Origin of the sequence: Marinobacter sp. 1-3A (assembly GCF_016597775.1) — a bacterium.
Taxonomy (GTDB): Bacteria; Pseudomonadota; Gammaproteobacteria; order Pseudomonadales; family Oleiphilaceae; genus Marinobacter; species Marinobacter xiaoshiensis.
Genome location: NZ_VCGZ01000001.1, coordinates 498,340 through 523,943 on the forward strand (window position 1 = coordinate 498,340; position 25,604 = coordinate 523,943).

Annotated in this window: 21 protein-coding genes; 10 read left to right on the top strand and 11 right to left on the bottom strand. The window is 53.3% G+C overall.

Annotation, left to right across the window (positions count from 1 at the left end):
- Positions 1 to 13 precede the first annotated feature (13 nt).
- Positions 14 to 1,801, bottom strand: coding sequence for a TolC family outer membrane protein (locus FE848_RS02225; protein ID WP_200201089.1), 1,788 nt, complete (start codon positions 1,799 to 1,801; stop codon positions 14 to 16).
- Positions 1,802 to 2,026: 225 nt separating this feature from the next.
- On the opposite strand from FE848_RS02225, the gene FE848_RS02230 reads away from it, so the two are divergent.
- The 9 genes from FE848_RS02230 (at position 2,027) to FE848_RS02270 (ending at position 11,465) form a co-directional block, all read left to right on the top strand.
- On the top strand, positions 2,027 to 2,899 hold the full coding sequence (locus FE848_RS02230; RefSeq protein ID WP_200201090.1) for a response regulator: 873 nt from the start codon (positions 2,027 to 2,029) through the stop codon (positions 2,897 to 2,899).
- A complete protein-coding gene (locus FE848_RS18990) occupies positions 2,865 to 2,975 on the top strand; it encodes a helix-turn-helix domain-containing protein (RefSeq protein ID WP_200201091.1) in 111 nt (36 codons plus the stop codon). Before FE848_RS02230 ends, FE848_RS18990 begins: the two co-directional genes overlap by 35 nt.
- Positions 2,976 to 2,993: 18 nt before the next feature.
- Entirely contained in the window at positions 2,994 to 5,282 is a 2,289-nt protein-coding gene (locus FE848_RS02240) for an ATP-binding protein (RefSeq protein ID WP_200201092.1), read from the top strand.
- Positions 5,283 to 5,639: 357 nt separating this feature from the next.
- On the top strand, positions 5,640 to 6,665 hold the full coding sequence (locus tag FE848_RS02245) for an alpha/beta fold hydrolase (protein ID WP_200201093.1): 1,026 nt from the start codon (positions 5,640 to 5,642) through the stop codon (positions 6,663 to 6,665).
- Positions 6,666 to 6,848: 183 nt separating this feature from the next.
- A complete protein-coding gene (dusA, locus tag FE848_RS02250) occupies positions 6,849 to 7,910 on the top strand; it encodes a tRNA dihydrouridine(20/20a) synthase DusA (RefSeq protein ID WP_200201094.1) in 1,062 nt (353 codons plus the stop codon).
- A 140-nt stretch (positions 7,911 to 8,050) separates the two neighbouring features.
- On the top strand, positions 8,051 to 9,019 hold the full coding sequence (gene tal / locus FE848_RS02255; protein ID WP_200201095.1) for a transaldolase: 969 nt from the start codon (positions 8,051 to 8,053) through the stop codon (positions 9,017 to 9,019).
- A gap of 53 nt (positions 9,020 to 9,072) precedes the next feature.
- Positions 9,073 to 9,522, top strand: coding sequence for a TerB family tellurite resistance protein (locus FE848_RS02260; RefSeq protein ID WP_200201096.1), 450 nt, complete (start codon positions 9,073 to 9,075; stop codon positions 9,520 to 9,522).
- 24 nt (positions 9,523 to 9,546) lie between these two features.
- Entirely contained in the window at positions 9,547 to 10,674 is a 1,128-nt protein-coding gene (locus tag FE848_RS02265; protein ID WP_200201097.1) for a 3-deoxy-7-phosphoheptulonate synthase, read from the top strand.
- Positions 10,671 to 11,465, top strand: a complete 795-nt coding sequence (locus FE848_RS02270; RefSeq protein ID WP_200201098.1) for a glycerophosphodiester phosphodiesterase — start codon at positions 10,671 to 10,673, stop codon at positions 11,463 to 11,465. Before FE848_RS02265 ends, FE848_RS02270 begins: the two co-directional genes overlap by 4 nt.
- Before the next feature lie 11 nt (positions 11,466 to 11,476).
- Here the strand turns inward: FE848_RS02270 and sthA are convergent, their stop codons facing one another.
- From sthA to FE848_RS02320, 10 genes are all read right to left on the bottom strand, one after another.
- Positions 11,477 to 12,868: a Si-specific NAD(P)(+) transhydrogenase gene (gene sthA, locus FE848_RS02275; RefSeq protein ID WP_200201099.1), complete on the bottom strand. Its 1,392-nt coding sequence runs from the start codon at positions 12,866 to 12,868 to the stop codon at positions 11,477 to 11,479.
- Positions 12,869 to 12,931: 63 nt separating this feature from the next.
- Positions 12,932 to 13,183, bottom strand: a complete 252-nt coding sequence (nqrM, locus tag FE848_RS02280) for a (Na+)-NQR maturation NqrM (RefSeq protein WP_200201100.1) — start codon at positions 13,181 to 13,183, stop codon at positions 12,932 to 12,934.
- Positions 13,184 to 13,195: 12 nt separating this feature from the next.
- Positions 13,196 to 14,248 carry an FAD:protein FMN transferase gene (locus FE848_RS02285; protein ID WP_200201101.1) on the bottom strand — a complete coding sequence of 351 codons (1,053 nt, stop codon included), beginning with the start codon at positions 14,246 to 14,248 and terminating at the stop codon, positions 13,196 to 13,198.
- A 9-nt stretch (positions 14,249 to 14,257) separates the two neighbouring features.
- Positions 14,258 to 15,484: an NADH:ubiquinone reductase (Na(+)-transporting) subunit F gene (gene nqrF, locus FE848_RS02290; protein ID WP_200201102.1), complete on the bottom strand. Its 1,227-nt coding sequence runs from the start codon at positions 15,482 to 15,484 to the stop codon at positions 14,258 to 14,260.
- Between the two features lie 37 nt (positions 15,485 to 15,521).
- Complete coding sequence (gene nqrE, locus FE848_RS02295; RefSeq protein ID WP_200201103.1) at positions 15,522 to 16,130, bottom strand: NADH:ubiquinone reductase (Na(+)-transporting) subunit E; 609 nt, start codon at positions 16,128 to 16,130, stop codon at positions 15,522 to 15,524.
- Positions 16,130 to 16,795, bottom strand: a complete 666-nt coding sequence (locus tag FE848_RS02300; protein ID WP_200201104.1) for an NADH:ubiquinone reductase (Na(+)-transporting) subunit D — start codon at positions 16,793 to 16,795, stop codon at positions 16,130 to 16,132. The genes nqrE and FE848_RS02300 overlap by 1 nt, the downstream gene beginning before the upstream one ends.
- Positions 16,796 to 16,797: 2 nt before the next feature.
- Complete coding sequence (locus FE848_RS02305) at positions 16,798 to 17,601, bottom strand: Na(+)-translocating NADH-quinone reductase subunit C (RefSeq protein ID WP_200201105.1); 804 nt, start codon at positions 17,599 to 17,601, stop codon at positions 16,798 to 16,800.
- Positions 17,594 to 18,802: an NADH:ubiquinone reductase (Na(+)-transporting) subunit B gene (locus FE848_RS02310; protein WP_200201106.1), complete on the bottom strand. Its 1,209-nt coding sequence runs from the start codon at positions 18,800 to 18,802 to the stop codon at positions 17,594 to 17,596. Before FE848_RS02310 ends, FE848_RS02305 begins: the two co-directional genes overlap by 8 nt.
- Before the next feature lie 4 nt (positions 18,803 to 18,806).
- Positions 18,807 to 20,153 (bottom strand): Na(+)-translocating NADH-quinone reductase subunit A, encoded by a 1,347-nt coding sequence (locus tag FE848_RS02315; RefSeq protein ID WP_200201107.1) that lies wholly within the window; start codon positions 20,151 to 20,153, stop codon positions 18,807 to 18,809.
- Between the two features lie 263 nt (positions 20,154 to 20,416).
- Positions 20,417 to 21,886 carry a glyceraldehyde-3-phosphate dehydrogenase gene (locus tag FE848_RS02320; RefSeq protein ID WP_200201108.1) on the bottom strand — a complete coding sequence of 490 codons (1,470 nt, stop codon included), beginning with the start codon at positions 21,884 to 21,886 and terminating at the stop codon, positions 20,417 to 20,419.
- Positions 21,887 to 22,072: 186 nt separating this feature from the next.
- Here FE848_RS02320 and mfd point away from each other — a divergent pair, with 186 nt between their 5' ends.
- Positions 22,073 to 25,603, top strand: a complete 3,531-nt coding sequence (gene mfd, locus FE848_RS02325; protein WP_200201109.1) for a transcription-repair coupling factor — start codon at positions 22,073 to 22,075, stop codon at positions 25,601 to 25,603.
- Position 25,604 lies beyond the last annotated feature (1 nt).

A 25,604-nucleotide genomic window follows, 5' to 3' on the forward strand; every position in this document is an offset into this window, starting at 1 on the left:
TGGCCCTTTAAATTCACCTTCTTGTGTGAGTAACGCGCACCTCAACACGGCGATTCAGTGCCCTGCCCTCAGCCGTGTCATTAGTTGCATTGGGCTGGTAAGACCCTGCGCCCGAAACCAGCATTACCGTGTCGTCAATACCGCTATCGATCAACGCATCACGCACAGCAATCGCGCGTGCCAACGACAATTCACGGTTAAGCGCATCGCTACCGGTACTGTCGGTATGACCAACAATGTTGATGGATTTCACCGTGTCACGCTCCAGCAAGCGCCGCGCAAACTGTTGCAGGCGGGCCATAGCTTCGGGCTTGAACTCAGCGCTGCCAATATCAAATAGAGTGTCACTGCCAAAGTTAAGAATTTCTTCGGTATCTGCTGTTTTCAGGAAACGGTCAAAACTTCTGTCGTCTTCACCCGGAAGCGTGCAGTAACGGCTGGAGCCCGGATTCACCGAGCGATTAATATCACCCAGGTCGGGCAGTTCTGTACTGTTTACATTCAAAGTGGTGAGCAGGCGCCCCATGCTGTGCAGGGTTTGCAGGCGATTGATTTCCAGATCATAGGAGCCATTGATATAGGCGCGTTCGGCCTGGAAGAACTCGTTCTCAGAATCAAGCACATCCAGCAAAGAGCGGCGGCCTATGTCGAACTGCTCGCGATAGGCGCCAAGCACCCCTTCTGCTTTCTCACGGTGTTCTTCCAGTGAGTCCAGCTTCACCTGAAGATTAAGCACATCGCCATGTGCAATGGTTGCTGTCTGGCGCAAATCGACACAGGTTTTATCCCGCATGCTCTCTGCCTGGCTTATGCGCCTGTCCGCCGCACGCTCAGCCGCGCGATCACTGCCACCACGATAGAGGTTGTAGCGCGCACGCAATTCGATCACCGTGTCGCCACCGTAGGTGTCCGGGTCTGTGCGCCTGTCGAAACTGTTGTTGTTCTTGTAGACACCGTGGCGGGCACCCAGCTCTAGTGTAGGGTATCGGCCAGATCTAGCCTCGCCATAGAAAGCCTCGGATGCCTGAATCTCCTCAAAGGCAGCAAACAACGCAGGGTTGTTGGCGTATACCGTTGTAAGAACCTGCCACAACTCCTCTGGCACCACCTGTGGCTGCACTTCAAAAGGACTTAACTCCTCGGCAGGAAAGCGACCTACCAAACGCTGAAAGCGAGCAGTAACGCTTTGCAAGTTGGCAATTTCTGTCATCAAATTAGAGCGGGCAAGAGACAAGCGCCCATCAATCTGTTGCAGGTCGGCACGGTTACTTACACCCTGGGAGGCACGATCACTGACATGGCGTTGCACCCGCTGATGATTGGCTACATTTTTCTGCGCCAGAGCAACCAGCTCCCGGTGCCGAAGCACACTCAGATAAACCTCACTGGCCTCAAGCGCCTTGGTTTCAGCTTCATCCAGAAGTTCGTAGTAGCGCGCCCTACTACTGTGCTCGGCTCTGGCAACGGCATTGCGCACCCGAAATCCGTCAAACAGCATTTGGGTGAGCGATACTTCGGCATAATTGCGGCTATAGCTGCCACGGCCATCAAAGTCACGGTCGCCCATACCAACAGAAGCGCCCAGATCAAGCGAAGGCAAATAGCCACCGAAGGCTTCACGCTGGTCGTGGGTCGATGCCTGAAATGCATTAAGGCGAATCTGTACTTCTGGATTGGTTTCCAGCGTTTCCTTCACAACACTCAACAAGTCGTCGTGTGGCATTGTTGATGCAGCAAGGGCTGCGGAATAACTCAAAGAAACTGCAAGTGCTAATTTTGCGAGAGAGGGTGTTCTAGCCATAATATCCTCAAGGCAACCATTACAGACCAGGGCCTGAAACGGGCGTGATCATTACGCTGGCTTTACAGGGCGGTGAGCAGATGCTCGCTGGGCACGAGTACAAATGGGGATCCGAGCACATCTGAGCCTTACACTGCGCAACCCAAAGCAACGAGTTATTAGAATCTGTTTCAGACTAGCATAACTCCTTAAAAAGCGGGAGCTTGTGAAAGGCGGTCAAAATCTGTGCCCAAAGGTATTTTTTTTCTGCCCATACGCCGAAACAGAGGCGTTCACCCCATACTTTCGCCCGCGTTTCGCCGGTTGATTGCCACCGCCGCACATTACATACTGTATGAAGTGGCGGATAAGCAGGCACATACAGCGCCAAGGCGACCCCGGGAAGCCGGGCTGCAACAACTCAAAAGGATAGAGATGGAGACGCTGGAAAACAGGCGCATTTTGATTGTTGACGATGAAGAAGCGGCCCACATGCTTCTGTCCGCCTACCTTCAACGGCACAACTGCCAGATTTCTTATGCGCAAGATGGCCTTGAAGGCATCGAGAAAGCCCGCGCCCTGCAGCCCGACCTGATCCTGATGGACTCAGAGATGCCGCGCTGCAACGGCCATGACGCCTGCAAAATAATCACCCAAGACCCTAGAACGCGTGAAATACCGGTTATTTTTATCTCCGGCATGACCTCGCCCGAGCATCGTGTCAGAGGGCTACTTGCCGGCGCGGTAGACTACATCAACAAGCCTTTTGATTTTAATGAAGTGAAACTGCGGCTGGCCATACATCTCCGGCATAAACCCGCGGTACAGGCCAAAGAGGAAGCGCAAAAACCTGAGCCGGCTTCAGCCAGTAATCGGGACCTCATTGTATTCCACTCAACGCGCACTCACCTGCTGAAATCACTGTGCTCAACACCCACAATGGAAGAGTTGGAAAAGCTGACAGGAACCAACAGCAAACACCTGAACACTGCGTTCAAGGCCTGTGCGGGCGTAACGGTATACGGGTACCTTCGGGAAGAGCGGATGAAAGAGGCGCGAGGCTTGCTGCAACACACACCTTACTGTGCAAAACATTTCACTCCAGGTAGGTTTTGCTGACAGCGGTAATTTTGCCACTGCATTCAAAGACCGATTCGGGCTAACCCCCAGAGAATTTCGACAGCAGCACAGCTGATTTCAGGGGCGATATTTTTTGAACTATAACCACTGGATAAACGTATTCACTGCAATTGTCGCCTCGTTATTTTGGGCTCTACCATCTGCAGCAATGGCGATCGCCGCACCCAACCAAGGCCCGGCTATAGATCTGGCAAGTGCTGCAAATAGCCAAGAGCTTATAGGTGCGATGCTGGCAATTCCCGGGAGCAGCGATGTTCAAAACCTCAACCAGGCGCAGGAATTCACCGACTGGGTTCATCCAGAAAAAGGCACTCTGGCTTCCCCACGCAAACACAGCACAATCTGGTTAACAGCTTCTCTGTACAACAGCAGCGATCAAGCACTGGTTCGCTGGCTGGTGCTGGAGCCCTGGCGCATGCAGCAGGTAGATGCCTATTACCTCAACCCGACCACCGGGGAAGTCCTGCGGCAGAAAACCACAGGATTGGCTGTTCCTCTACAGGAGCGAGACGTTGCAAATGGGAAAACCATTATCCCGGTGCAGCTCAACGCAGGAGAAACCCAGCAACTGTTCCTGAAAATCTCCAGCGACAGCCTCCCCTCGATAAGCGTGAAAAACTGGGAACCCGTATCCTACTCCCAGGCCATCAATAGCAACCGTGTATTTCAGGTTGCGCTTTTTGCGGGCATTCTCACCTTACTCGTGGTTTTAGCACTGCAGTTCAATGTCAGCTTGCTGGTTGCCGGCGCATGGCTGCTGGTTGCATTCATCTTTGAGACTGAGAAGGATGGTTTTTTCAGTAATTACCTGCTGAGTTTTCTCGAAGGCTACTCAACCAACCTGAGAGTAACTACCTGGATACTCACAGAACAACTGTTCCTGACAACTTCAGTATTCTTACTCGGATTATACGAGCACCGGAGTTGGCGCGCTTACCTGATGCTCAGCGCCCTCCCCGTGTTTGCCATTGCGATCCTCACCTTTGTACTTGATGGTGCCAGCATCCGGAACCTGGGGATTATTGTAACCGGCACCTATGCAATAAGTTGGCTATTCATGATCGCCCCAGCCCGCCGTATACAACGCACTGGGCAATCTACCCTTCTATTTTTGCTGGCAATCTACTGGCTGGTTTCCTCATTCCTCCTGCTGGGTTACACCTTCAACTTTTACTACACTTCAGCCTTCGTTGCCTTCCGAATTTATGTCGAAATAGCGGTTGCACTGGCACTGATACTCACCTATAGCTGGCAGCAAAAGCAGCTGCTTGAAACGGCCGCAAAGACACTAAGCGCCCAACAATTGAAACACCGGCAGGCGCTCGAGCAAGCCGTTAAAGATCGCACCGAAGATTTGAACATCGCACTGGAAACGGCTCGCAAAGCCAGCACAGCCAAGGTGAACTTCCTGGGGCAGGTCACCCACGATTTAAGGTCTCCCTTAACCGCCATCTTGGGTTATGCCCAGCTCCAGGCGGCGGGTGCTGTCAGTGCCGAGAAGGCAACTCAGGTCATACAGGACCGCGGGCTGTATATGAAAGACCTGATCGACGGCCTGGTTGATTATGCCCATGACATCACGGTAGACGACAACGAACTGCAAGACATTTACCTGATAGCCTTTATCGACAACCTGGTTAATCACTCCCACATAATCGCCAGCAAACAAAATAACCGTTTTCAGCTTAAAATCGAAACTGACCTTCCAACTGTGGTTCGCTGCAGTAGCAAGCAGTTGCAGCGTATTTTGCTGAACCTTCTGGATAATGCCGCGAAATACACCAGCGACGGCAGCTTTTCACTATCAGTTGCGGTTGCGGACACATCGGACCAAGAACAGTTATTGATCTTCCGCGTAAGCGACACTGGCAAAGGAATACCAGCCGAGGATCTCAACAAGATCTATACCCCTTTTTACCAAAGCTCCGAGAGCAACCCCGGTGCAGGCCTTGGCCTGGCCATCTGCTTTGAGCTCACAGAAAAACTTGGCGGCACTCTTGAACTGGAAAGTGAGCCAGAGAAAGGAACCACAGCCACCTGCACCATTCCCTATATCGCTGGCGATGAGCAGCTAGCAGTGTCATCCCTTGCAGCGGTAAACGATTTATTGCCAAAATTTGATGCACAGGGCCAGGTAGCCTGGATTGTGGAGGACTCTCAAGCAATCCGATCATTACTGGACGAGGAGTTTTCGGATATGGGATTCGAAGTCGCGATCTTCCCTACGGCAGAAGCATTTATAGAAGCTGCCGCCAGCCCTGGCGATATACCATCGGTCATTATACTGACTACCGCCTACCAGGTGCTTCTGGCGCAGACGTGCTCCATGCTTCACGCTCCCACTGGCCAAGCGTGCCTGTAGTGTTGCTATCAGGCACCCAGAATAGTAATCCACGGCCAGAAGAAAATGACTCCGAGCGCTTCACCGCATACCTATCCAAACCCGTCGATCGGCTGGAACTGCGCATGACAGTATCGGAACTCTGCAATCTACTTTCAGAGTAGCGCCTGGGTAAAACGCATTCCCGACCACCTGTTGTGACCCAGCTCACAGGCTGGGCAGGCCCGCCCACAAAACCTAACGGGCAATTGTTTTTAAAATCAATTAAGTAGAATAACGTGACACAAATTACCCCAAAGCTCCGGTCAATTACGTCAATGGTTTAACCTCAGGTTACTGCGACTCTAGCTTAAAGATCCAATAAAGCTGGAAGACCCCATGCGCACACCTAACTACAAAAGCTCTCGCCTCTTTTCATTATTCGTTCTGTTGTTTCTTGCTGTTACTTTTTCAGGCTGCTCAGCCATAGGCGCATCCATGAAGGCAGCGCCTACCCTCAGTCACTGGGGTGGGTTGGTCAGCATGGACATGGAGGATCTGGAAAAACGATATACCAACGAATACTCGAAATTCGTAAAGGTGAATGGCTACAACATTCATTATCAGGACCGTGGTCAAGGCAATACCATTATTCTGATGCACGGTATCTTTTCATCTTTGCAAACCTGGGATGCATGGATCGACGAACTCTCCAAAACTCACCGCGTGATAGCGTTGGACATGCCGGGCTTTGGCCTGACTGGGGGGCCACCCGAACTGAATGATTTCGACGAAGAACATGCGCTCGCCGCCTTTGAGAAATTCGTGAACAAGTTAAACTTGAGAAGCGTCTCCCTCGCCGGGAACTCGCTAGGCGGCTACATTGCCGCGCGATATGCTGCACAAAACCCTGGCCGGGTCGACAAGCTGATCCTCCTGGACCCATTCGGATACCCTCAGGACACGCCTTGGATACTGGGCGTTGGCACATTTCCTCCGGTCGCGTTTGTTGGTAACTACATTCAGCCAGCATGGATGGTGGCGCTCAACGTTGCATGGGTCTATGGCGACTCTAGCCGTGTGAGGCAAGAGGACTACATGCGCTACGTGCACATGAACCTGCGCCCGGGCGCAAAACCTCTGTACGTTAAAACCTTGAAAATGATCGAAGCCCGAGCTGAAAATTTCGATCCCCCACCGTTTAACCGTATCGCCGCAGAAACCCTATTGATGTGGGGTGAAGACGACGCCTGGGTTCCGCTGGAGCTTGCAGACAGGTGGATGGCAGATATCCCCAATGCGAAGCTGATCGTATACCCAACAGCAGGGCATATCCCCATGGAGGAACTGCCAAAAGAAACAGCCAAGGACGCCCTGCTGTTTCTGCAACGGGGATTGCAGACATTTGCGGCGCGAGTGGAATGAGTGTAGACAGAACGCTATGGCCTTGCGGGAGCTGCCGGGGGAATTGAGACAGCAACTCCCAATAAACCAAGCACATCATTTTCCTGATAGAATTGTCCGCTAAAGTGGTCGCTTCGATCGGAATCTTCAACCCAGAAGCCCGCCTTCGAACTGCGACCAAAAGCGCCCAGTCTTGAGTGAACAATGATTCCTAATTGCCCGTTAAAACACACCCCAAAAATACCTGACAGCCCGGTGCTAGAGCCATCCCGCCGCTTTTGCGTCGCGCCGATGATGGATTGGACCACATCCCATTATCGCTATCTTGCTCGCCTACTTAGCCGGCACACCCTGCTCTATACAGAAATGGTGACCACTGGTGCGCTGATTCATGGGGATACTGAGCGCTTTCTGCGTCACGATCCTTCAGAATACCCTTTAGCGCTGCAACTTGGTGGTAGCAATGCGGGTGAGCTGGCACATTGCGCGCGGCTTGCTGAGCAGTTTGGCTTCAGTGAAGTAAACCTGAACGTTGGCTGCCCCAGCGATCGGGTTCAGAACAACATGATTGGCGCCTGTCTGATGGGTCATCCCGATAAAGTGGCAGAAGCCGTTCGGGCGATGATTGAAGCAACCCGCCTCCCGGTTACGGTAAAGCACCGTATCGGCATTAACGGCCGTGAATCCTGGGAGGACCTTTGTGAGTTCGTAGATAAGGTCTCCGCTGCCGGGTGCCGCACTTTTATAGTTCATGCCCGCATCGCGATTCTTGAAGGGCTCAGCCCTAAGGAAAACCGGGATGTTCCGCCGCTGAAATACGACTGGGCATACCGCCTGAAAGAAAAGTATCCGCATCTTGAGATCATCATCAATGGCGGCATCAAAACCTTCGAAGAGTGCCATGAACACCTCAAACGCACAGACGGTGTAATGCTGGGCCGGGAGGCTTACCACAACCCTTGGCTTCTGGCCGGTGTAGATGCCGAGTTCTTTGGTGCCACTCCTCCTGCCATCTCGCGCCACGATGCGCTCAGAACCATGTACCCGTTTATTGAGAGTGAGCTGGAGCGCGGCGTGTTTCTTGGCCACATATCCCGGCATTTTCTGGGTCTGTTTCATGGCGTGCCCGGTGGCCGGCAGTTCCGCCGGTACATCAGCGAAAACGCCCATAAGCCTGGAGCTGGCCTGGAAGTGATTCAAACGGCGCTGGAGAAGGTTCCTGAGCCACAACAGCCCCTGCAAGCGGACGCCGCGACACGCGCCTGATCACATCTTTAGACATTGATTACCGAAACCTTACCTTTTGCTGTCTTGTTCCTGTCTTTACAGCCCGTTATTGTAGAAGCACTACCCGCATCCGGGATTTGGATGTGCTGATAACAAAATCAATCGGGACGACGTTACGAATGACCAACAAGCTAGACCAACTGAAAACCATGACCACTGTAGTGGCAGATACTGGCGACATTGAAGCCATTGCCAAATGGCGCCCCGAGGATGCCACCACAAACCCCTCGCTATTACTGAAGGCTGCAGCCTCCGAGGCATATCGCCCCATGCTTGAGAAGGCCGTTACCATGGCCCGCAGGCAGGGCGGCTCCGATGCTGAGCAATTGACTCTGGCAACGGATATGCTCGCCGTTCTGGCCGGCCAGGAAATCCTCAGTTTGATACCGGGTGTGGTTTCCACAGAAGTTGATGCGCGCTTGTCTTTTGACACCGAAGCCACGCTCAAGCGGGCTCGTCGGCTGGTAGAACTTTATGATCAGCAAGGTGTAGATACCAGCCGCGTTCTGATCAAGATTGCTGCTACTTGGGAAGGGATCCGCGCCGCGGAGATACTTGAGCAGGAAGGAATTCGCTGCAATCTTACGTTGCTGTTCTCGTTTGTTCAGGCCGCCGCCTGTGCGCAAGCTGGTGCCTTCCTGATATCACCATTTGTGGGCCGCATCCTCGACTGGCACCTTGCCAACAGTGGTCGCGACCACTTCCCTGCTGCCGAAGACCCTGGCGTACTCTCGGTCGCTCGGATCTATAATTACTACAAGGCAAATGGTTACAGCACCGTCGTTATGGGTGCCAGTTTCCGAAATATCGGTGAGATCGAAATGCTCGCTGGCTGCGACCGACTCACTATCAGCCCCGCACTGCTGCAGGAGCTGAAAGACGACAATGGCTGCTTGGAACGCAAGCTTTCAGCCGCTGGCGCCTCTTCAACAGATGGTTTCGGGGTTCTGGATGAAAAGCGATTCCGCTGGGAGTCGAACGAAGATGCCATGGCCACCGAAAAGCTGGCAGACGGCATTCGTCGCTTTACCCTTGACCAGATTGAATTGGAAAACCGGGTTCGTCAGTTGGCCTCTAAAGCGGCCTGAACCCTGTGCAATTTCAACGCATTCCAATAACACCCAAATAACTGTGCCAGACTATGATTGAAAGCCTTAAAAAGCTGTTTAATGCACCTGAAACGGAGCATCATAAAGCCGAGGAACACCAACTGGCGATCGCCGCAACCGCTTTGATGGTTCAGCTATCACGAGTGGATAGTGAGCAGGATGAGCGAGAACTGCAGACGATCATCGATTGTGCCATAAAAGCTCATCAGCTAACCCCGGAAGAAGCGAAAGACATTCTGGACACGGCCCTGAGTCAAGCAGACGATGCCACGTCACTTTACGAGTTTACCGGCCAGATTAACGAGGCGCTGGACCAGGATGCCAAACAAGCGTTGCTGGAAAACATCTGGCATGTCGCGCTTGCTGATGATCGCATCGACAAGTACGAAGAACACCTTATTCGCCGTATCGCTGACTTGCTGCATCTTAATCACCGGGAATTCATGCAGGCACGGCACAAGGCTGAGAGCGCACGCTCTTAGTCTGAAGACCACTTAGGAGACAGCATGCTAGCCATACTTCACCCCAACACGCCTCTGGATAGCGACGCCTACCGGCAGACAATGCAATACCTGGAACACCTGCCAGGCGTGACGGTGCGGGTGCATGAGATTCAGGGCGTCAGCCAACGGCTGACCGAAATCTACCTGCTGGGCGACACCAAGACACTGGATAAAGAAGATATCGAAGCTCTACCGGCTGTCGAGCGTGCTATCCGCATTTCCGAGGATTACCGGATTCTTGGCCGCCACCGGGACGATAACCGGCAAACAGGTTTCAGCTACAACGGTGTCGACTTCAACCAGTCGAACCTCAATATTTTCGCTGGATTATGTGCGGTCGATATACCAGAGCATGTTGAAATGATGCTGAAAGCTCTGGAAGAAAATGGCCAGGTGTGCACCCGCATGGGTGCCTACAAGCCCCGCACCAACCCCTACTCGTTCCAGGGGCATGGCAAGGGCTGTCTACCCTGGGTGTTTGAAAAAGCCGGCAAACACGGCATCAAAGTGGTCGCCATGGAAATCACCCATGAAAGCCACATCGAAGAAATTGACACCTGCCTTGAGAAACTTGGGCGGCCGACAGGCGTCATGCTTCAGGTAGGCACCCGGAATACCCAGAACTTCGAGTTGCTGAAAGCCATTGGCCGGCAGAGCACCTACCCGGTTCTGCTCAAGCGCGGATTCGGCATTACCCTGAACGAATCTCTGAACGCGGCGGAATATCTGGCCAGTGAAGGCAACGCAAACGTTATTTTCTGTTTGCGCGGTATGAAAACCGAAGCTGGCCAGCCGCACCGTAACATGGTGGATTTTGCCCACGTACCCGCGGTCAAGCGGCTCACACGCATGCCAGTGTGTGTAGACCCATCCCATTCTGTGGGCACCCGGGAAAAATCTCCGGACGGCATACTCGATGTCATGCACGCAACAGCCCAAGGCGTGATTGCAGGGGCCAACATGGTACTGGTGGACTTCCACCCGAAACCCGAGAAAGCACTTGTAGACGGGCCCCAGGCGCTGCTGATGAGCGAACTCCCGGCCTACCTGGAAGACATCCACCTGTGCCACGACACCTGGAAAAAGCGCCAGGCCATTTACCAACGTTTGAAAGGTGAAACAGCGGAATGATTGTCTACGGACACCGAGGAGCTAAAGGTGAAGCCCCTGAAAACACCCTGCCCGGATTCAGGCACGCCTACCGGCAGGGTGTCAGGCATTTTGAGCTGGACCTGGTGCTTTCAAAAGATGGCAAGCCGGTGCTGGTGCACGACCTGACAGTCGACCGCACCACTAACCAGAAAGGCGAGGTTGCCAAGTATACCGCTGCTGAACTTGCCGCAATGGACGCCCGCAACAACACGAGTCCATGGCCCTCACCAGCGGGAATCCCGACCCTGGAAGATCTGCTGGATCAGTTTCAGGACCTTGAGCATCTGCAGCTTGAAGTGAAGTCAGACAACCGCGCCCGGCTGAACATTCTCTGCAATCGGCTGACAGAAATCATCCAACACCGGGATCTCTACCAAACAGCAGCGATTACCTCGGCAGACACCTGGTTTTTGAAGGAAATTCGCAGAAGGAACAAGCGCATTCGTACCGGGCTGGTAGCAGAACGGCGTTTCCCCAGGCCAATTGGACTGGCTGCAAGGTTGGGCTGCGAATACTTGTGCATCAACTGGAAGTTGTGCTCACCACAGCTTGTGGAAACGGCTCGCCGAAAAGGGATGCACGTATCCTGCTGGACCGTGAATAGCATTCAGGACATGCTTCGGCTTGAAGCTATGGGCATAGACAGCGTTATCACAGATTATCCTACAAGCACGCGCATGTTCTTCGATAACCGCGCACGTTCTACTCTGTCGCTGCCTGAACGAAATGAAAACAAGCAGGCGGATAATCTAGTCTTACCCGCCGGCTGAACCTGAACCGGTCAGAAAATCCGGTTCAGGCCATTCAACGCCGCTACCCGATAAGCTTCCGCCATGGTCGGGTAGTTAAAGGTAGTGTTGATAAAGTAGTTCAGTGAGTTGGCCTCACCTTCCTGGTTCATGATGGCCTGGCCGATGTGGACAATCTCGGCGGCCTGGTCCCCAAAGCAGTGGATACCCAGAATTTGCCGGGTCTCACGATGGAACAGGATTTTCAGCATGCCCACAGCCTCCCCGGTAATCTGCGCACGGGCAAGATCCTTGAAGAAAGCCTGGCCCACTTCATAAGGCACCTTGGCTTCCGTCAACTCCCGTTCGGTTTTACCCACGGAACTGATTTCAGGAATTGTATAAATACCCGTTGGCACATCGGTTACAAACCGGAAGTAATCATCCTGAACGATATCAGAAGATGCTGAGCGGCCTTGGTCGTAAGCGGCACTTGCCAGGCTAGGCCAGCCAATTACGTCACCGGCCGCATAAATGTTCTCCACCTCAGTGCGATAGTGCTCATCCACAGGCAGTTGGCCCCGGCTATTCGGTGTCAGGCCCACATTCTCAAGCCCCAGGCTATCGGTATTTCCACTTCGGCCATTGCACCAGAGAAACGCATCTGCGCGGATTTTCTTACCGGATTTCAGGGAGAGAACCACACCGTGGTCGTCACCATCTACAGATTCGTATTCTTCGTTGTGGCGCACCAGCACGCCGTTATTGCGCAGGTGATAACTTAGCGCATCGGAAATTTCGTCATCGAGGAACGAAAGCAAACGGCTACCCGGGTTAATCAGATCCACCTTCACACCCAGGCCCGCAAAAATAGATGCGTATTCAGAGCCAATAACACCAGCGCCATAAATAATCAGCGTGCGCGGTGTATGGGAAAGATTGAGGATGGTGTCCGAGTTGTAAATCCGATGATGGCGGAAGTCCAAATCAGGCGGCAAGTACGGGCGTGAGCCGGTTGCGATAACAACCTGCTTGAAATGCAGGGTTTCAACCGACTTGTTACCCCGAACTTCCAGCCGGTTCTTGTCCAGAAACGACGCCCGCCCATTAATCAGGTCCACCCGGTTACGGGAATAGAACTGGGTTCTGAGCTTTACCTGTTTGCCTATAACCTTCTGTGCACTTTGCAGTACCCGGGGAAACGAGAACCAGCGAGGCTCTCCGATGTCCCGGAACATCTGGTTGGTGTTGAAGGTAATAATCTGCTTGACCGAGTGACGCAACGCCTTGGAAGGAATCGTGCCCCAATGGGTGCAGTTGCCTCCCACTGTGGGCTTGTCTTCAACGATAGCAACACGCTTGCCATGCTTCGTCGCGTTCATTGCCGCACCTTCCCCTGAAGGCCCAGCACCGATAACGACGACGTCGTAATGATGTTCTGCCATGCGCGCAGTGACTCCTTATCTACGTCGTGAAAAGTAGTTGTAATTATTCGAATCTGTCAGCGATTACTGCTTCCGGCCCGCTTTTGAGGCATCGTAAGCCAGATCCTCCGCCGCTAGGGCTTCAGTGGCCACACGCTGGTTTTCTTCCTCGCACTTCTGAGTGTTACCACCGCAGATGTCACAGGATGAACTGATGCCAAGCGCGCCAATACCGCCACAGGTGCCACTGATTGGCTTGCGCCCGAAAATGACACCAACAGACATGCCGGCAACCAGCAAAACCACAATCATTAAAACCAAAAGAAAAGTACCCATGTTGCCCTCCCGTTACTGCGTAACGTAGGACGAAAACGCTGGAGTCTGATGCGACTCGAACCCGTTTTCTGTCCGGATAATAAAATAGGCAGGAATGTTCTCCCGCGTTGCAAGCGCACTCGCCCGCTCATACCCCATCACTGTGAAACCGGTGGCCAGCGCATCTGCCGTCATGCTGTCTTCTGCAATCACCGTGACAGAAGCCAGATTATGTGCAATTGGCTGACCAGTTTCGGGATCTATTGTATGGGATAAACGACGCCCTTCCGATTCGTAATAGTTACGATAGTCTCCAGACGTGGCCATCGCCTTGGAAGGCAGTGTAACAATACGGTTTACCCTATGCTCCTCACCTTCTGCAGGCTGCTCGATGGCAAGTCGCCATACACTGCCATCAGGCTTTTGCCCCTGAGTGCGCACTTCACCGCCTATTTCTACGAGATAGGCCTGAATACCTTCACGATCAAGGTAACGGGCCACTACGTCTACGCCATAGCCTTTAGCGATAGCCGACAGGTCGATATATTGCGGTGATGAGGCCTTTACAGCAGGCGGATCGGACTGCAAAGAGAGATTCTCAAATCCGGTTAATGCCAGAGCTTGCGCGAGATCTTCATCAGACGGGATCTCTACAGGCCGGGCATCGGGCCCAAAGCCCCACAGGTTGACCACTGGCCCGATGGTGATATCGAAGGCACCCTCCGTCAGGCGAGAAATCTCTGCCGAACGGGACAGCACTTCAAAAAGCGGATCGGATACCGGGACCCAGTCCGATTGATCTTCAAGGCGGTTCAGCTTTGACAACTCCGAGTCGTCCCTCCAGGTCGACATGGACGCATCAACTCCGTCGAGCGCTTCTTCAATGCCTTGTGCCAATGCTTCAAGCCGCTGGTGATCCTCCGGCAAAACCACACTAATGTGGTAGCTGGTGCCAAACACAGGCCCTGAGATCTCCCAGATTTCTTCATCCTGCTGAAACGAGCAACCCGCCAGGGCCACCAATACCAGCATCAAAAAGATGCTGGCAAAGGCCGCCCGGGCGGGTTCAAAGATACTGGATGTCATGTGAAAGGTTTAACCTCCGAAGTCATCCAGCATGATGTTTTCTTCTTCAACACCCATATCCTTCAGCAACTTGATTACAGATGCGTTCATCATTGGGGGCCCACACATGTAGTACTCACAGTCTTCAGGAGCAGGATGGTCCTTCAGATAGTTTTCGTAGAGTACGTTGTGGATGAAGCCCGTTGGGCCTTCCCAGTTGTCCTCGGGCTGTGCGTCGGAAAGAGCAACGTGCCACTCGAAGTTATCGTTCTCTTTGGCAAGCATGTCGAAGTCTTCTACGTAGAACATCTCGCGAACACTACGGGCGCCGTACCAGAAGCTGATCTTACGCTTGGAGTTCAAGCGCTTTAGCTGGTCAAAAATATGGGAACGCATGGGGGCCATACCAGCACCACCACCAACGAACACCATCTCGGCTTCGGTCTTCTTGGCAAAGAACTCACCAAACGGTCCCATTACCGTAACCTTGTCACCCGGCTTCAGGTTGAACACATAACTGGACATTATGCCCGGCAAGTGATCAGTTCCAGGAGGCGGCGTGGCAATACGGATATTGAACTTGAGAACGCCCTTCTCTTCCGGGTAGTTCGCCATGGAGTAGGCGCGAACTGTCTCTTCCTTGTTGATGGCCTTGTAGCGCCAGATATCGTGCTTGTCCCAATCGCCATGGAACTCCTTCTCGATATCAAACTCCTTGAAGTCGATTTCGTACGGGGCACATTCCAGCTGAACGTAACCACCGGCACGGAAGTCAACTTCCTCGCCTTCTGGCAATTTGAGTACCAGCTCTTTAATAAAGGTGGCAACGTTATGGTTGGAGACAACCTCACACTCCCACTTCTTGACGCCGAAGAACTCCTCGGGCACCTCAATCTTCATATCCTGCTTAACCGGAACCTGACAAGACAAGCGCCAGCCTTCTTTCTCTTCACGGTTAGTGAAGTGGGTCTTTTCGGTGGCCAGCATGGCGCCGCCACCTTCAAGAACCTTACACTTGCACTGCGCACAGGTACCGCCGCCGCCACAAGCAGACGACAGGAAAATCCCACTGCCCGCCAAGGTGCCCAGCAGCTTGTCGCCGGCTTCCGTTTTCACGGTGTGTTCCGGGTCGTCATTGATTTCGATGGTCACTTCACCGGTGCTTACCAGTTTGGATCTTGCCGCGAGGATGATCGCCACAAGCGCCAGAACGATAACGGTGAACATGACCACGCCGAGTATTATTTCTGTATACATGGTCTCGCCTTTTCGTTAAACCGAATCACCGGGTGAATTACAGGGAAATCCCTGAGAAGGACATAAAGCCAAGGGACATCAAACCAACAGTAATGAAGGTGATGCCAAGGCCACGGAGCCCGTCCGGAACGTCACTGTACTTCAGCTTTTCACGGATACCTGCCAGAGCAACGATGGCCAAAGCCCAGCCCACGCCAGCGCCAAAGCCATAGACCACACTCTCACCGAAGGTGTAATCACGCTCAACCATGAACAGTGCCGCACCCATGATGGCGCAGTTAACTGTAATCAATGGAAGAAACACACCCAGTGCGGAGTAAAGTGCCGGTATGTATTTATCCAGTATCATTTCCATGATCTGAACAATGGCCGCGATAACACCGATATAGGTGATCAACCCAAGGAAGCTCAGATCCACATCAGGCAGCCCAGCCCAGGACAGTGCGCCCTCACGAAGGATGTTGTTGTAGATCAGGTTGTTGACCGGCACGGTCAGCGTGAGAACCACCACAACGGCAATGCCAAGGCCTGTAGCCGCTTCAATCTTCTTGGAAATGGCAAGGAATGTGCACATACCCAGGAAGAATGCGAGCGCCATGTTCTCAATGAAAATTGCTTTGAGAAGCAGACTGATATAGTGCTCCATCAGAAGGCCTCCTTATGGGTGTGGCGGGACATTTTGTAGTCCTCTTCTTCAACTTGCTCAGGCATCCAGGCACGCAGTCCCCAGATAGCCAGGCCGATAATGAAGAAGGCGCTTGGGGGCAACAGAAGCAGTCCGTTGGTGATGTACCAGCCGCCTTCGTTAACCGGCGTCAGCAGAGTTACACCAAAGAGCGAACCTGCACCCAGCAATTCACGGAAAAATGCCACAAACAGCAGCATGATCGAGTAGCCCATACCGTTGCCCACACCGTCGAGGAAACTCAACCAGGGGCCATTTTTCATGGCGAAGCCTTCGGCACGACCCATAACGATACAGTTGGTAATGATCAGACCAACGAATACCGACAGCTGCTTACTGATTTCGTAAGCATATGCCTTCAGTATCTGGTCAACCACGATAACCAGAGAAGCGATAATGGTCATCTGCACGATGATCCGGATGCTGCCTGGTATCTGAGTACGAACCAGCGATACTGCCAGGTTGGAAAATGCAGTAACAGCAATAACCGACAAGCACATAACAATGGTGACGTTCATGCTGGTGGTTACAGCAAGTGCAGAACAGATACCAAGAATCTGCAGCCCGATCGGGTTATTACTGAATATTGGTTCGAAAAGAACCTGTTTGGCGGTCATTTCAGACATGATCAGGCCTCCCCTTCACGAAGTTTCTTGAGGAACGGTGCGTAACCCCGGTCACCCATCCAGTAGTTGACCAAGTGTTCAACGCCGCGACTGGTCAATGTTGCACCGGAAAGCGCATCAACTTTGTGCTCTTTATCGGCAGTGTTGGCGCCAACGCCACCCTTTATCAGGCGGATCTGGGGCTCGGTTTTATCGTCACCGTAAAGCTCTTTGCCAACCCACTGGGATTTCCAGCGTGGATTATCCACTTCACCGCCCAAACCAGGTGTTTCTGCGTGGGCATAGAAGCCAAGGCCTTCGATGGTGTTCAGATCACCTTCAAGAGACACGAAGCCATACAGTGTAGACCAGAGGCCATAGCCGTGAATCGGCAATACCACTCGCTTCATTTCCCCGTTTTCGCTCAAGGTGTAAACCTTGGCAATGTTAGGGCGACGCTTGATGCCAGCCTTGTCTTCAGACGACGGGATCCTGGTTGACATCTTTGGGTCTGAAGCGGCTTTGTACATGTCGTATTTCATTGGATCATTCACATCCACGAAAGACGGCTCTACATAGTCACCGGTATCCAGATCTACCAGGCGCACATCAAACCGGGAGAAAACGCTTTCGATTTCATCAGCGCTTGCTCCACTTGGCAGCATACCCGCCGCCGCCAGAATATTGGTCTTGATGTCCAGATTCTGGTTCTTGATCTGGGCCGGGCGAAGCATTACCGCAGCGGTTGATACCACTACGGAGAACACGATACTCAGTACCAGAGCGACAAACAGCGTTCTGGAGACAGTTTCTTTAGGCTTAGCCACGAGCGAGCCTCCGTTTAACGTTTGCCTGAACCACGTAGTGATCCATCAGCGGCGCGAAAAGGTTGGCGAACAGTATCGCCAGCATGATGCCTTCCGGGAACGCCGGGTTAACAACCCGAATCAGAATGGTCATCACACCTACGAGAATACCGAAGCACCAGCGGCCGGTATTGGTCATGGCAGCTGAAACAGGGTCGGTTGCCATAAACATCATGCCGAAGGCAAAGCCACCCATTACCAGGTGCCAGTGAGCTGGAACCGAGAACATTGGGTTGGTTTCGGAGCCGATTACGTTCATGAGGACAGCTGTGCCGATCATGCCAATCAACACACCACCCACAATGCGGTAGCTTGCAATGCGCATCGCAACAAGTGCCAATCCACCAATCATCACGGCGATGGTAGACGTTTCACCCATTGAGCCCTGAATGTTGCCAACGAAGGCATTCATCCAGCCAATGTTTGCTTCCAGAGCTTCCAGGCCACCACTTGCAGCCCAGCTCAGTGCAGTCGCGCCACTGAAACCATCAACGGCAGTCCACACGGTGTCGCCAGAGATTTGCGCAGGATAGGCAAAGTACAGGAAGGCACGACCGGTCAGTGCGGGGTTCAGGAAGTTTTTACCAGTACCGCCAAACACTTCCTTACCGATGACTACACCGAAGGTAATGCCCAAAGCCACCTGCCAAAGAGGAATGGATGGTGGGCAAATCAGTGCAAACAGGATAGAGGTTACAAAGAAGCCTTCGTTTACTTCGTGACGACGCACGGTAGCAAACAGCACTTCCCAGAAACCGCCAACAATAAAGGTTACCGCGTAAACCGGAATGAAGTAGGCCATTCCATATACGAAGTTATCCCAAATGCCGGCACCTGCTCCGGTTACCGCAAGAGCCTGAATGAAGGCAGTACGCAGCCCGCCGTCGGCGATCAAGGCATCCGGATTGGAAGCCAGGAAGTTGTTGGCCTGGAAGCCAATGTTCCACATACCGAAGAACATCGCCGGGAAGGCGCACAGCCACACAGTAATCATTATGCGCTTCAGGTCTACACCATCGCGCACGTGAGAGGTTGTGCCCGTTACCGAGCTGGGCGTGTAGAAAATAGTATCGGCTGCTTCGTACAGAGCATACCAGCGCTCGTACTTGCCACCCTGTTCAAAGTGATGCTCGATTCCATCGAGAAACTGTCGGATAGACATTGTGTTAGCCCTCGATTTCGATTCGGGTCAGATTCTCGCGGAGAATCGGACCGTATTCATATTTACCCGGGCACACAAAGGTGCACAGCGCCAGATCTTCTTCTTCCAATTCCAGAGCGCCGAGCTTCTGAGCCATTTCGGTATCGCCCACAATCAGCGCACGCAGCAGCTGAGTTGGCAGAATATCCAGGGGCATCACCCTCTCGTAGGAACCCACGGGAACCATGGCACGCTCACTACCGTTAGTAGTGGTTGTGAAATCAAGCTTCTTGCCACCCATAAACTTGGACAGGTAGATATTCAGAACCGAGAACTTGTTAGCGCCAGGTGTCAGCCAGCCAAGGAAGTGCCGCTTGCGGCCTTCTTCGAGCAGGGACACCTGATTCGCGAAGCGACCAAGATAGGCAACAGGACCGTCTCCACGGCGCCCGCCGAATACAGAACCGGAAATCGCGCGAACTTCACAATCGGTGGGTATTTCGCCATCGAGAAGCTCCGCCAGGCTTGCGCCCACACGGGTGCGAACCAAACGCGGCTTCAGAGCTTTGGGGCCACCCAGTGCGACTACGCGACTGACATTCAATTCACCCGTAGTAAACAGCAGCCCGATGTCGATCACATCCTGGTAATTAACTGCCCAGACAGACTTGGTGGCAGAAACCGGATCAAGGTGGTGAATATGAGTGCCAACGTTGCCAGCGGGGTGTATGCCGTCGAATTGCTGAACGTCGATCTGGTCTGATTTGGGTACCGACACATTGGAACCAGGCCGGCCAGTCACAAACACTTTGCCTGAAGTCAGCCGAGCCAGAATGGTCAAACCGTTTTCGAAGGCTGCCGCATTTTCAGCGATCACCACAGTGGGATCTGCTGCCAGCGGGTTGGTGTCCATAACGGAGACAAAAATAGAATGGGGAGCGGAATCGATCGCTGGTACTTTGCTGTAAGGGCGTGTTTTCAGAGCTGCCCACAATCCGGACTCAACCAGATTATCGACCACCTGCTGACGCTCAAGACCCGCCAGGTCCGCAGCTTTGTAGCTGGCAAATGCCTCAGCTTCGTCGCCATCGATCTCGATGACCATTGACTGGAACACTCGCCGCTCACCGCGATTGATTTCTTTCACCACACCTGCAGCGGGTGATGTATAACGAACGCCTTCGGTCTTCTTGTCCGTGAACAGCAGCGTACCGCGCTTGACACGATCTCCTTCTTTAACAGCCATCGTCGGCTTCATGCCGATATAGTCGTAACCAATTAACGCCACATGGCGAACTGGCTTACCGTCTGTAATGGTCTGTTCGGGAGCGCCGCTGATGGGAAGATCCAGGCCTTTTTTGATCTTAATCATTAGCCTCATCCAATCATCAGAAACTATTTTGTGGATTCGTATTGCCTGACACCAGCGGCCCAGAAAAAGTTGAGAAACAGGGAGCCAGACATACCCAAATTCGCGCCAATTATAGAGTTTAAGGCAAGCTATTTCCACCTGAAACGAGAACGGCTTTGTACAGGATTGTAAACCTGCAACAACCGGCAACCGCTTACAAAAAAACCCGGCGACTTTCGGCGCCGGGCTTATGGAACTACCTACGCCAACTCAGGCGCTTTCCATTAGTCGCGTGAGCGCTTTGGAAAGATGGGGTAGTCAATACCAGCCATCTGGTTAACCACACGAATCACCTGGGCACTGTAGCCAAATTCGTTGTCGTACCAAACGTACAGAATCAAGCGTTTACCCCCGGCAATCGTGGCTTGGGCATCAACAATGCCAGCATGTCTGGAGCCAACAAAGTCGGTTGAGACCACTTCCGGAGAGTTCACAAAATCGATCTGTTTCTGCAGCTCTGAGTGCAAAGCCATCTCGCGCAGGTAATCGTTCACAGTTTCCACATCAACCTCTTTCTTGAGATTGAGGTTCAAAATCGCCATGGAAACGTTCGGTGTAGGTACACGAATAGCATTGCCTGTGAGCTTGCCTTTCAGCTCAGGAAGAGCCTTGGAAACTGCTTTTGCGGCGCCTGTCTCGGTAATTACCATGTTTAGCGCAGCACTACGGCCACGGCGACTGCCTTTGTGGTAGTTATCAATCAGGTTCTGGTCGTTGGTGTAGGAGTGCACAGTCTCAACGTGACCATCTTCAATGCCGTATTCGTCGTAAATCGCCTTCAGTACTGGCGTGATGGCATTAGTGGTACAAGAGGCTGCCGACAGGATCTTGTCGTCGTCAGTGATCCAGTCGTTGTTGATGCCATAAACGATATTCTTGATGTCGCCTTTGCCCGGCGCCGTCAGAATTACGCGGCTAACGCCCTTGGACTTCAGGTGCAAGCCAAGACCTTCTTCATCGCGCCAAATACCGGTGTTATCCACAACGATGGCATTTTTGATGCCATGCTGAGTGTAATCGACCTGATCTGGACCGTTTGAGTAAATAACTTTGATGAAGTTGCCGTTGGCGATCAGCGCAGACTGTTCTTCATCAACACGAATGGTGCCGTTGAAGGGGCCGTGAACGGAATCACGACGCAGAAGACTGGCGCGCTTTTCAAGATCGTTCTCGGCTCCACCCTGACGAACCACAATGGCACGTAAACGAAGGTTGTTTCCGCCACCCGCTTTTTCAATCAAGATGCGGGCAAGCAGACGACCAATACGGCCGAAGCCATAAAGCACAACATCTTTGGTGCCATTACTGGCGTCTTCTTCAGATTGCGCAGAATACTGACCAGCCACTGATCCAATTTCATTTTGCAGAAATGCGGCCAGATCACCACCCTGCTCTTTGAACTTTACAGCCAGCTTGCCAATATCAATGTGGGCACGCCCAAGCTCCATCTGATCCATTATCTGCAGGATCGGCAAGGTATCGTTTACAGATAGTTCGTTGTTTTCTACCTGACGCACATATCTGTGGGCGCGGATAATATCAATAACCGACTGATTGATAATGGCACGACCATATACCGAGGTAACAACGTTGTTCTTACGGTAAAGGCGACCGATCAGCGGAATCATGGCCTCCGCTTTGGATTCTCTGTCCATCCAGTTGGATAGGCACTGGTTCGTCTGTTCGTGGCTCACGGTAGGGACCCCTGTTTCACACGTGGAATAATTCAGGTCGGGCATTATCCAACTTAAACAGGCTAACGGCAAATACGAACTGGCACGAACCTCTTAGACTTACCGCCATGACACTGACACCTAGCGGCGTTAGAATAGCCGCCTCACCGGCTCCCCACCCCCCACAGCAGGAGAACACGACTGCCCATGAATCAAGGTGCCCCCACTTCCGCTTCGCCGCAAACACTGATTGCGCCGTCATTTCCTGAAAAGCCGGCCGATCACCGCACCTGGGGACAGTTGCATGGCAGCAGCAGTGCTCTCGCCATTTGTGAGAGCGCACGAGCACACAAGGGGCTGACCCTGGTGATCACTCGCAGCACGGCGGAAGCGATTCGCCTTGAGCAGTCCATGCGCTTCTTTCTGGGTTTGCCGCCAGAAGAAGACGGAGCCACCGTTACCGAGGACGGGCTGGAATTATTGTCTCTGCCCGACTGGGAAACTCTGCCTTACGATCTGTTTTCCCCGCATCAGGACATAACGTCACGGCGTATTCGCACCCTGCACCGCCTGCCGAGCACGCAGCACGGGCTAATTGTGGTGCCTGCCCGGACTCTGATGCACCGACTGCCACCCGTCAGCTACCTGCAGGGCAACACATTGCTGCTGGAAACCGGACAGTCTCTGGATTTGGACAACTGGCGCCTTCAGCTGACAACTGCTGGCTACCGGCATGCGGAAAACGTTTACGAACATGGTGAGTACGCGGTTCGAGGCTCGATTCTCGATATATTCCCCATGGGCTCCAACCTGCCCTACCGGATTGATCTGTTTGATAACGAGGTGGAAACACTCCGCACCTTCGACCCGGAAACCCAGCGCTCCATCGACCGGATTGAGCGCATCGAACTTCTTCCCGCCTATGAATTCCCATGGCACAAAGAAGCCCGCTCCGCCTTCCGTGGCCGCTGGTTCGAGCAGTTTCCGAATGCCGACAAAGAATCCCCCGTTTACCAGGATGTGAGCAACGGCATCACACCGCCGGGCATCGAATACTATTTGCCGCTGTTTTTTGATCAAACAGCCACCCTGTTCGATTACCTGCCTATCACCACACAGGTGTTTACTGCTGAAGGCCTGAACGAAGCGGTTAGTCACTTTGATTCGGAAACCCGTAATCGCTACGAGGAACGCCGGCACGACCGGCATCGCCCGATTCTCCCGCCCGCCAAGCTGTTCTTGCTGACAGATGAACTGTTTGGCCATCTCAAAGCCTTCCCACGGGTAACCATGACCCCGGAAGCGGCAGAAGGCGGTGGCGCCGTCAACTGCCAAAGCGAAGCGCTACCGGATATTGCCATGAATGCGCGAGCGGCAGACCCTGCCGGCCGCCTGAAGCGTTTCATCAAGGACTTTGCCGGGCGAGTGTTGATTTGCGCGGAATCATCCGGGCGACGCGAAGCCTTGATAGATAACCTGGGAGAGCACCAGCTGCGACTGCAAGCCTTTGAAAGCTGGCAGGACTTCCTGGCCGATGAAAAATGCACCCTGGGCATCACCGTCGCTCCGATGGAACAAGGACTGGTACTGCCTGAGCAGCATCTTGCGCTGATCACCGAAACAGCCCTGTTCGGCGAACGAGTACTACAACGTCGCCGCCGGGACAAACCGACAGAAGCGAATGACGACGGCTACCGTGACCTGTCGGAACTACGCACAGGCGCTCCGGTTGTACACATTGATCACGGCGTTGGCCGCTACCTTGGCCTTGAAACCATTACAGTTGAAGGGGAAGCCAGCGAATTTTTGATGCTTGAATACGCTGGCGGCTCAAAGCTTTATGTACCAGTATCCAGCCTGCACCTGATATCCCGCTACGCTGGTGCAGATGCGGAGCATGCCCCACTGCACAAACTGGGCACCGAGCGCTGGAGCACAGCCAAACAGAAAGCCCTCGAAAAAATCCGTGACACGGCAGCAGAGCTTCTGGATGTATACGCTCGGCGCGAAGCCCGTAAAGGCTTCGCCTTTGAAGATCCGAAAGAAGCCTACCGCGCGTTTGCAGCGGGCTTCCCTTTTGAGGAAACACCGGATCAGCAGATGGCCATCGAAGCTGTCTTCGAAGACATGACCAATGAAAAGCCCATGGACAGACTGGTCTGCGGGGATGTCGGCTTCGGCAAAACCGAAGTCGCCATGCGCGCCGCCTTCATGGCCACCTGGTCTGGAAAGCAGGTAGCGGTGCTGGTGCCCACAACCCTGCTGGCCCAACAGCACTATGATTCATTCCGCGACCGCTTTTCCGACACCCCGGTCACCGTTGAATTGCTGAGCCGTTTCCGCAGCACAACCCAAACCAACAAAGCCATGGAAGCCATTGAGAATGGAAAGGCCGATATTGTCATAGGCACCCACAAACTGCTTCAGGGCGACATCAAGTTCAAGAATCTTGGGTTGGTGATCATTGATGAGGAACACCGGTTCGGCGTAGGGCAGAAAGAAAAGCTAAAAGCGCTTCGCGCCGAAGTGGACATGCTGAACCTTACAGCAACCCCCATTCCCAGAACCCTTAACATGGCCATGGGGCACTTGCGGGACCTGTCCATTATTGCTACCCCGCCAGCACGGCGTCTGTCAGTGAAAACCTTCGTGCGCCAGCGGGACGACGCCATGGTTAAGGAGGCCATCCTGCGCGAAGTTCTCCGGGGCGGCCAGGTGTATGTTCTGCACAACGATGTGGCCAGCATTGAAAAAACGGCCGAGGATTTACGGCGTCTGGTTCCGGAAGCCCGCGTGGGTGTTGCCCATGGCCAGATGCGCGAGAGACAACTCGAAAACATCATGTCGGATTTCTACCACAAGCGCTTCAACGTGCTGGTGTGCACCACCATTATCGAGACCGGCATCGACATTCCCAGCGCCAACACCATTATTATTGAGCGCGCAGATAAGTTCGGCCTGGCACAGCTGCACCAACTCCGTGGCCGGGTTGGCCGCTCTCATCACCAGGCTTACGCTTACCTGCTGACCCCGCCACCAAAAGCTATAAGTGCGGATGCCAAAAAGCGACTGGAAGCCATTTCCGAAGCCCAGGATCTTGGCGCCGGCTTTATGCTGGCAACTCACGACCTTGAGATTCGCGGTGCGGGCGAGTTGCTGGGCGATGAGCAGAGCGGTCAAATAGAGAGCATTGGCTTCACATTGTATATGCAGCTGCTGGACGAAGCCGTGAAAGCTATTCGGGAAGGCCGCACACCCAATGCCGAACTGCCCTTGAGCCACGGCACGGAGATGAACCTGCGCATACCCGCACTGATTCCGGAAGATTATTTGCCTGATGTTCATAACCGGCTCATGCTCTACAAGCGCATTGCCAGCGTAAAAGACCGCGATGGATTAAAAGAACTTCAGGTTGAGATGATTGATCGCTTCGGATTATTACCGGAACCGGCAAAGAACCTGATACGACAAACCGAGCTACGGCTCCAGGCCGAAGCGCTGGGCATAGTGAAGGTAGACGCTGGCAAGGAGTGGGCTCGCCTTGAGTTTGGCAACTCCACCCCCGTAGACCCGCTTGTGCTGATTAAGAAAATGCAATCCGCGCCGGACGCCTATCGCCTTGAAGGTGCCAACAGCTTCCGTTTTCGGCTGAAGGACACCTCAACCAGTGGTAAACTCGACGGCATTTCCGCAATGTTGGGCGAACTACTGCCCGCAAAAAGCGCGGCGACCGCCTGAT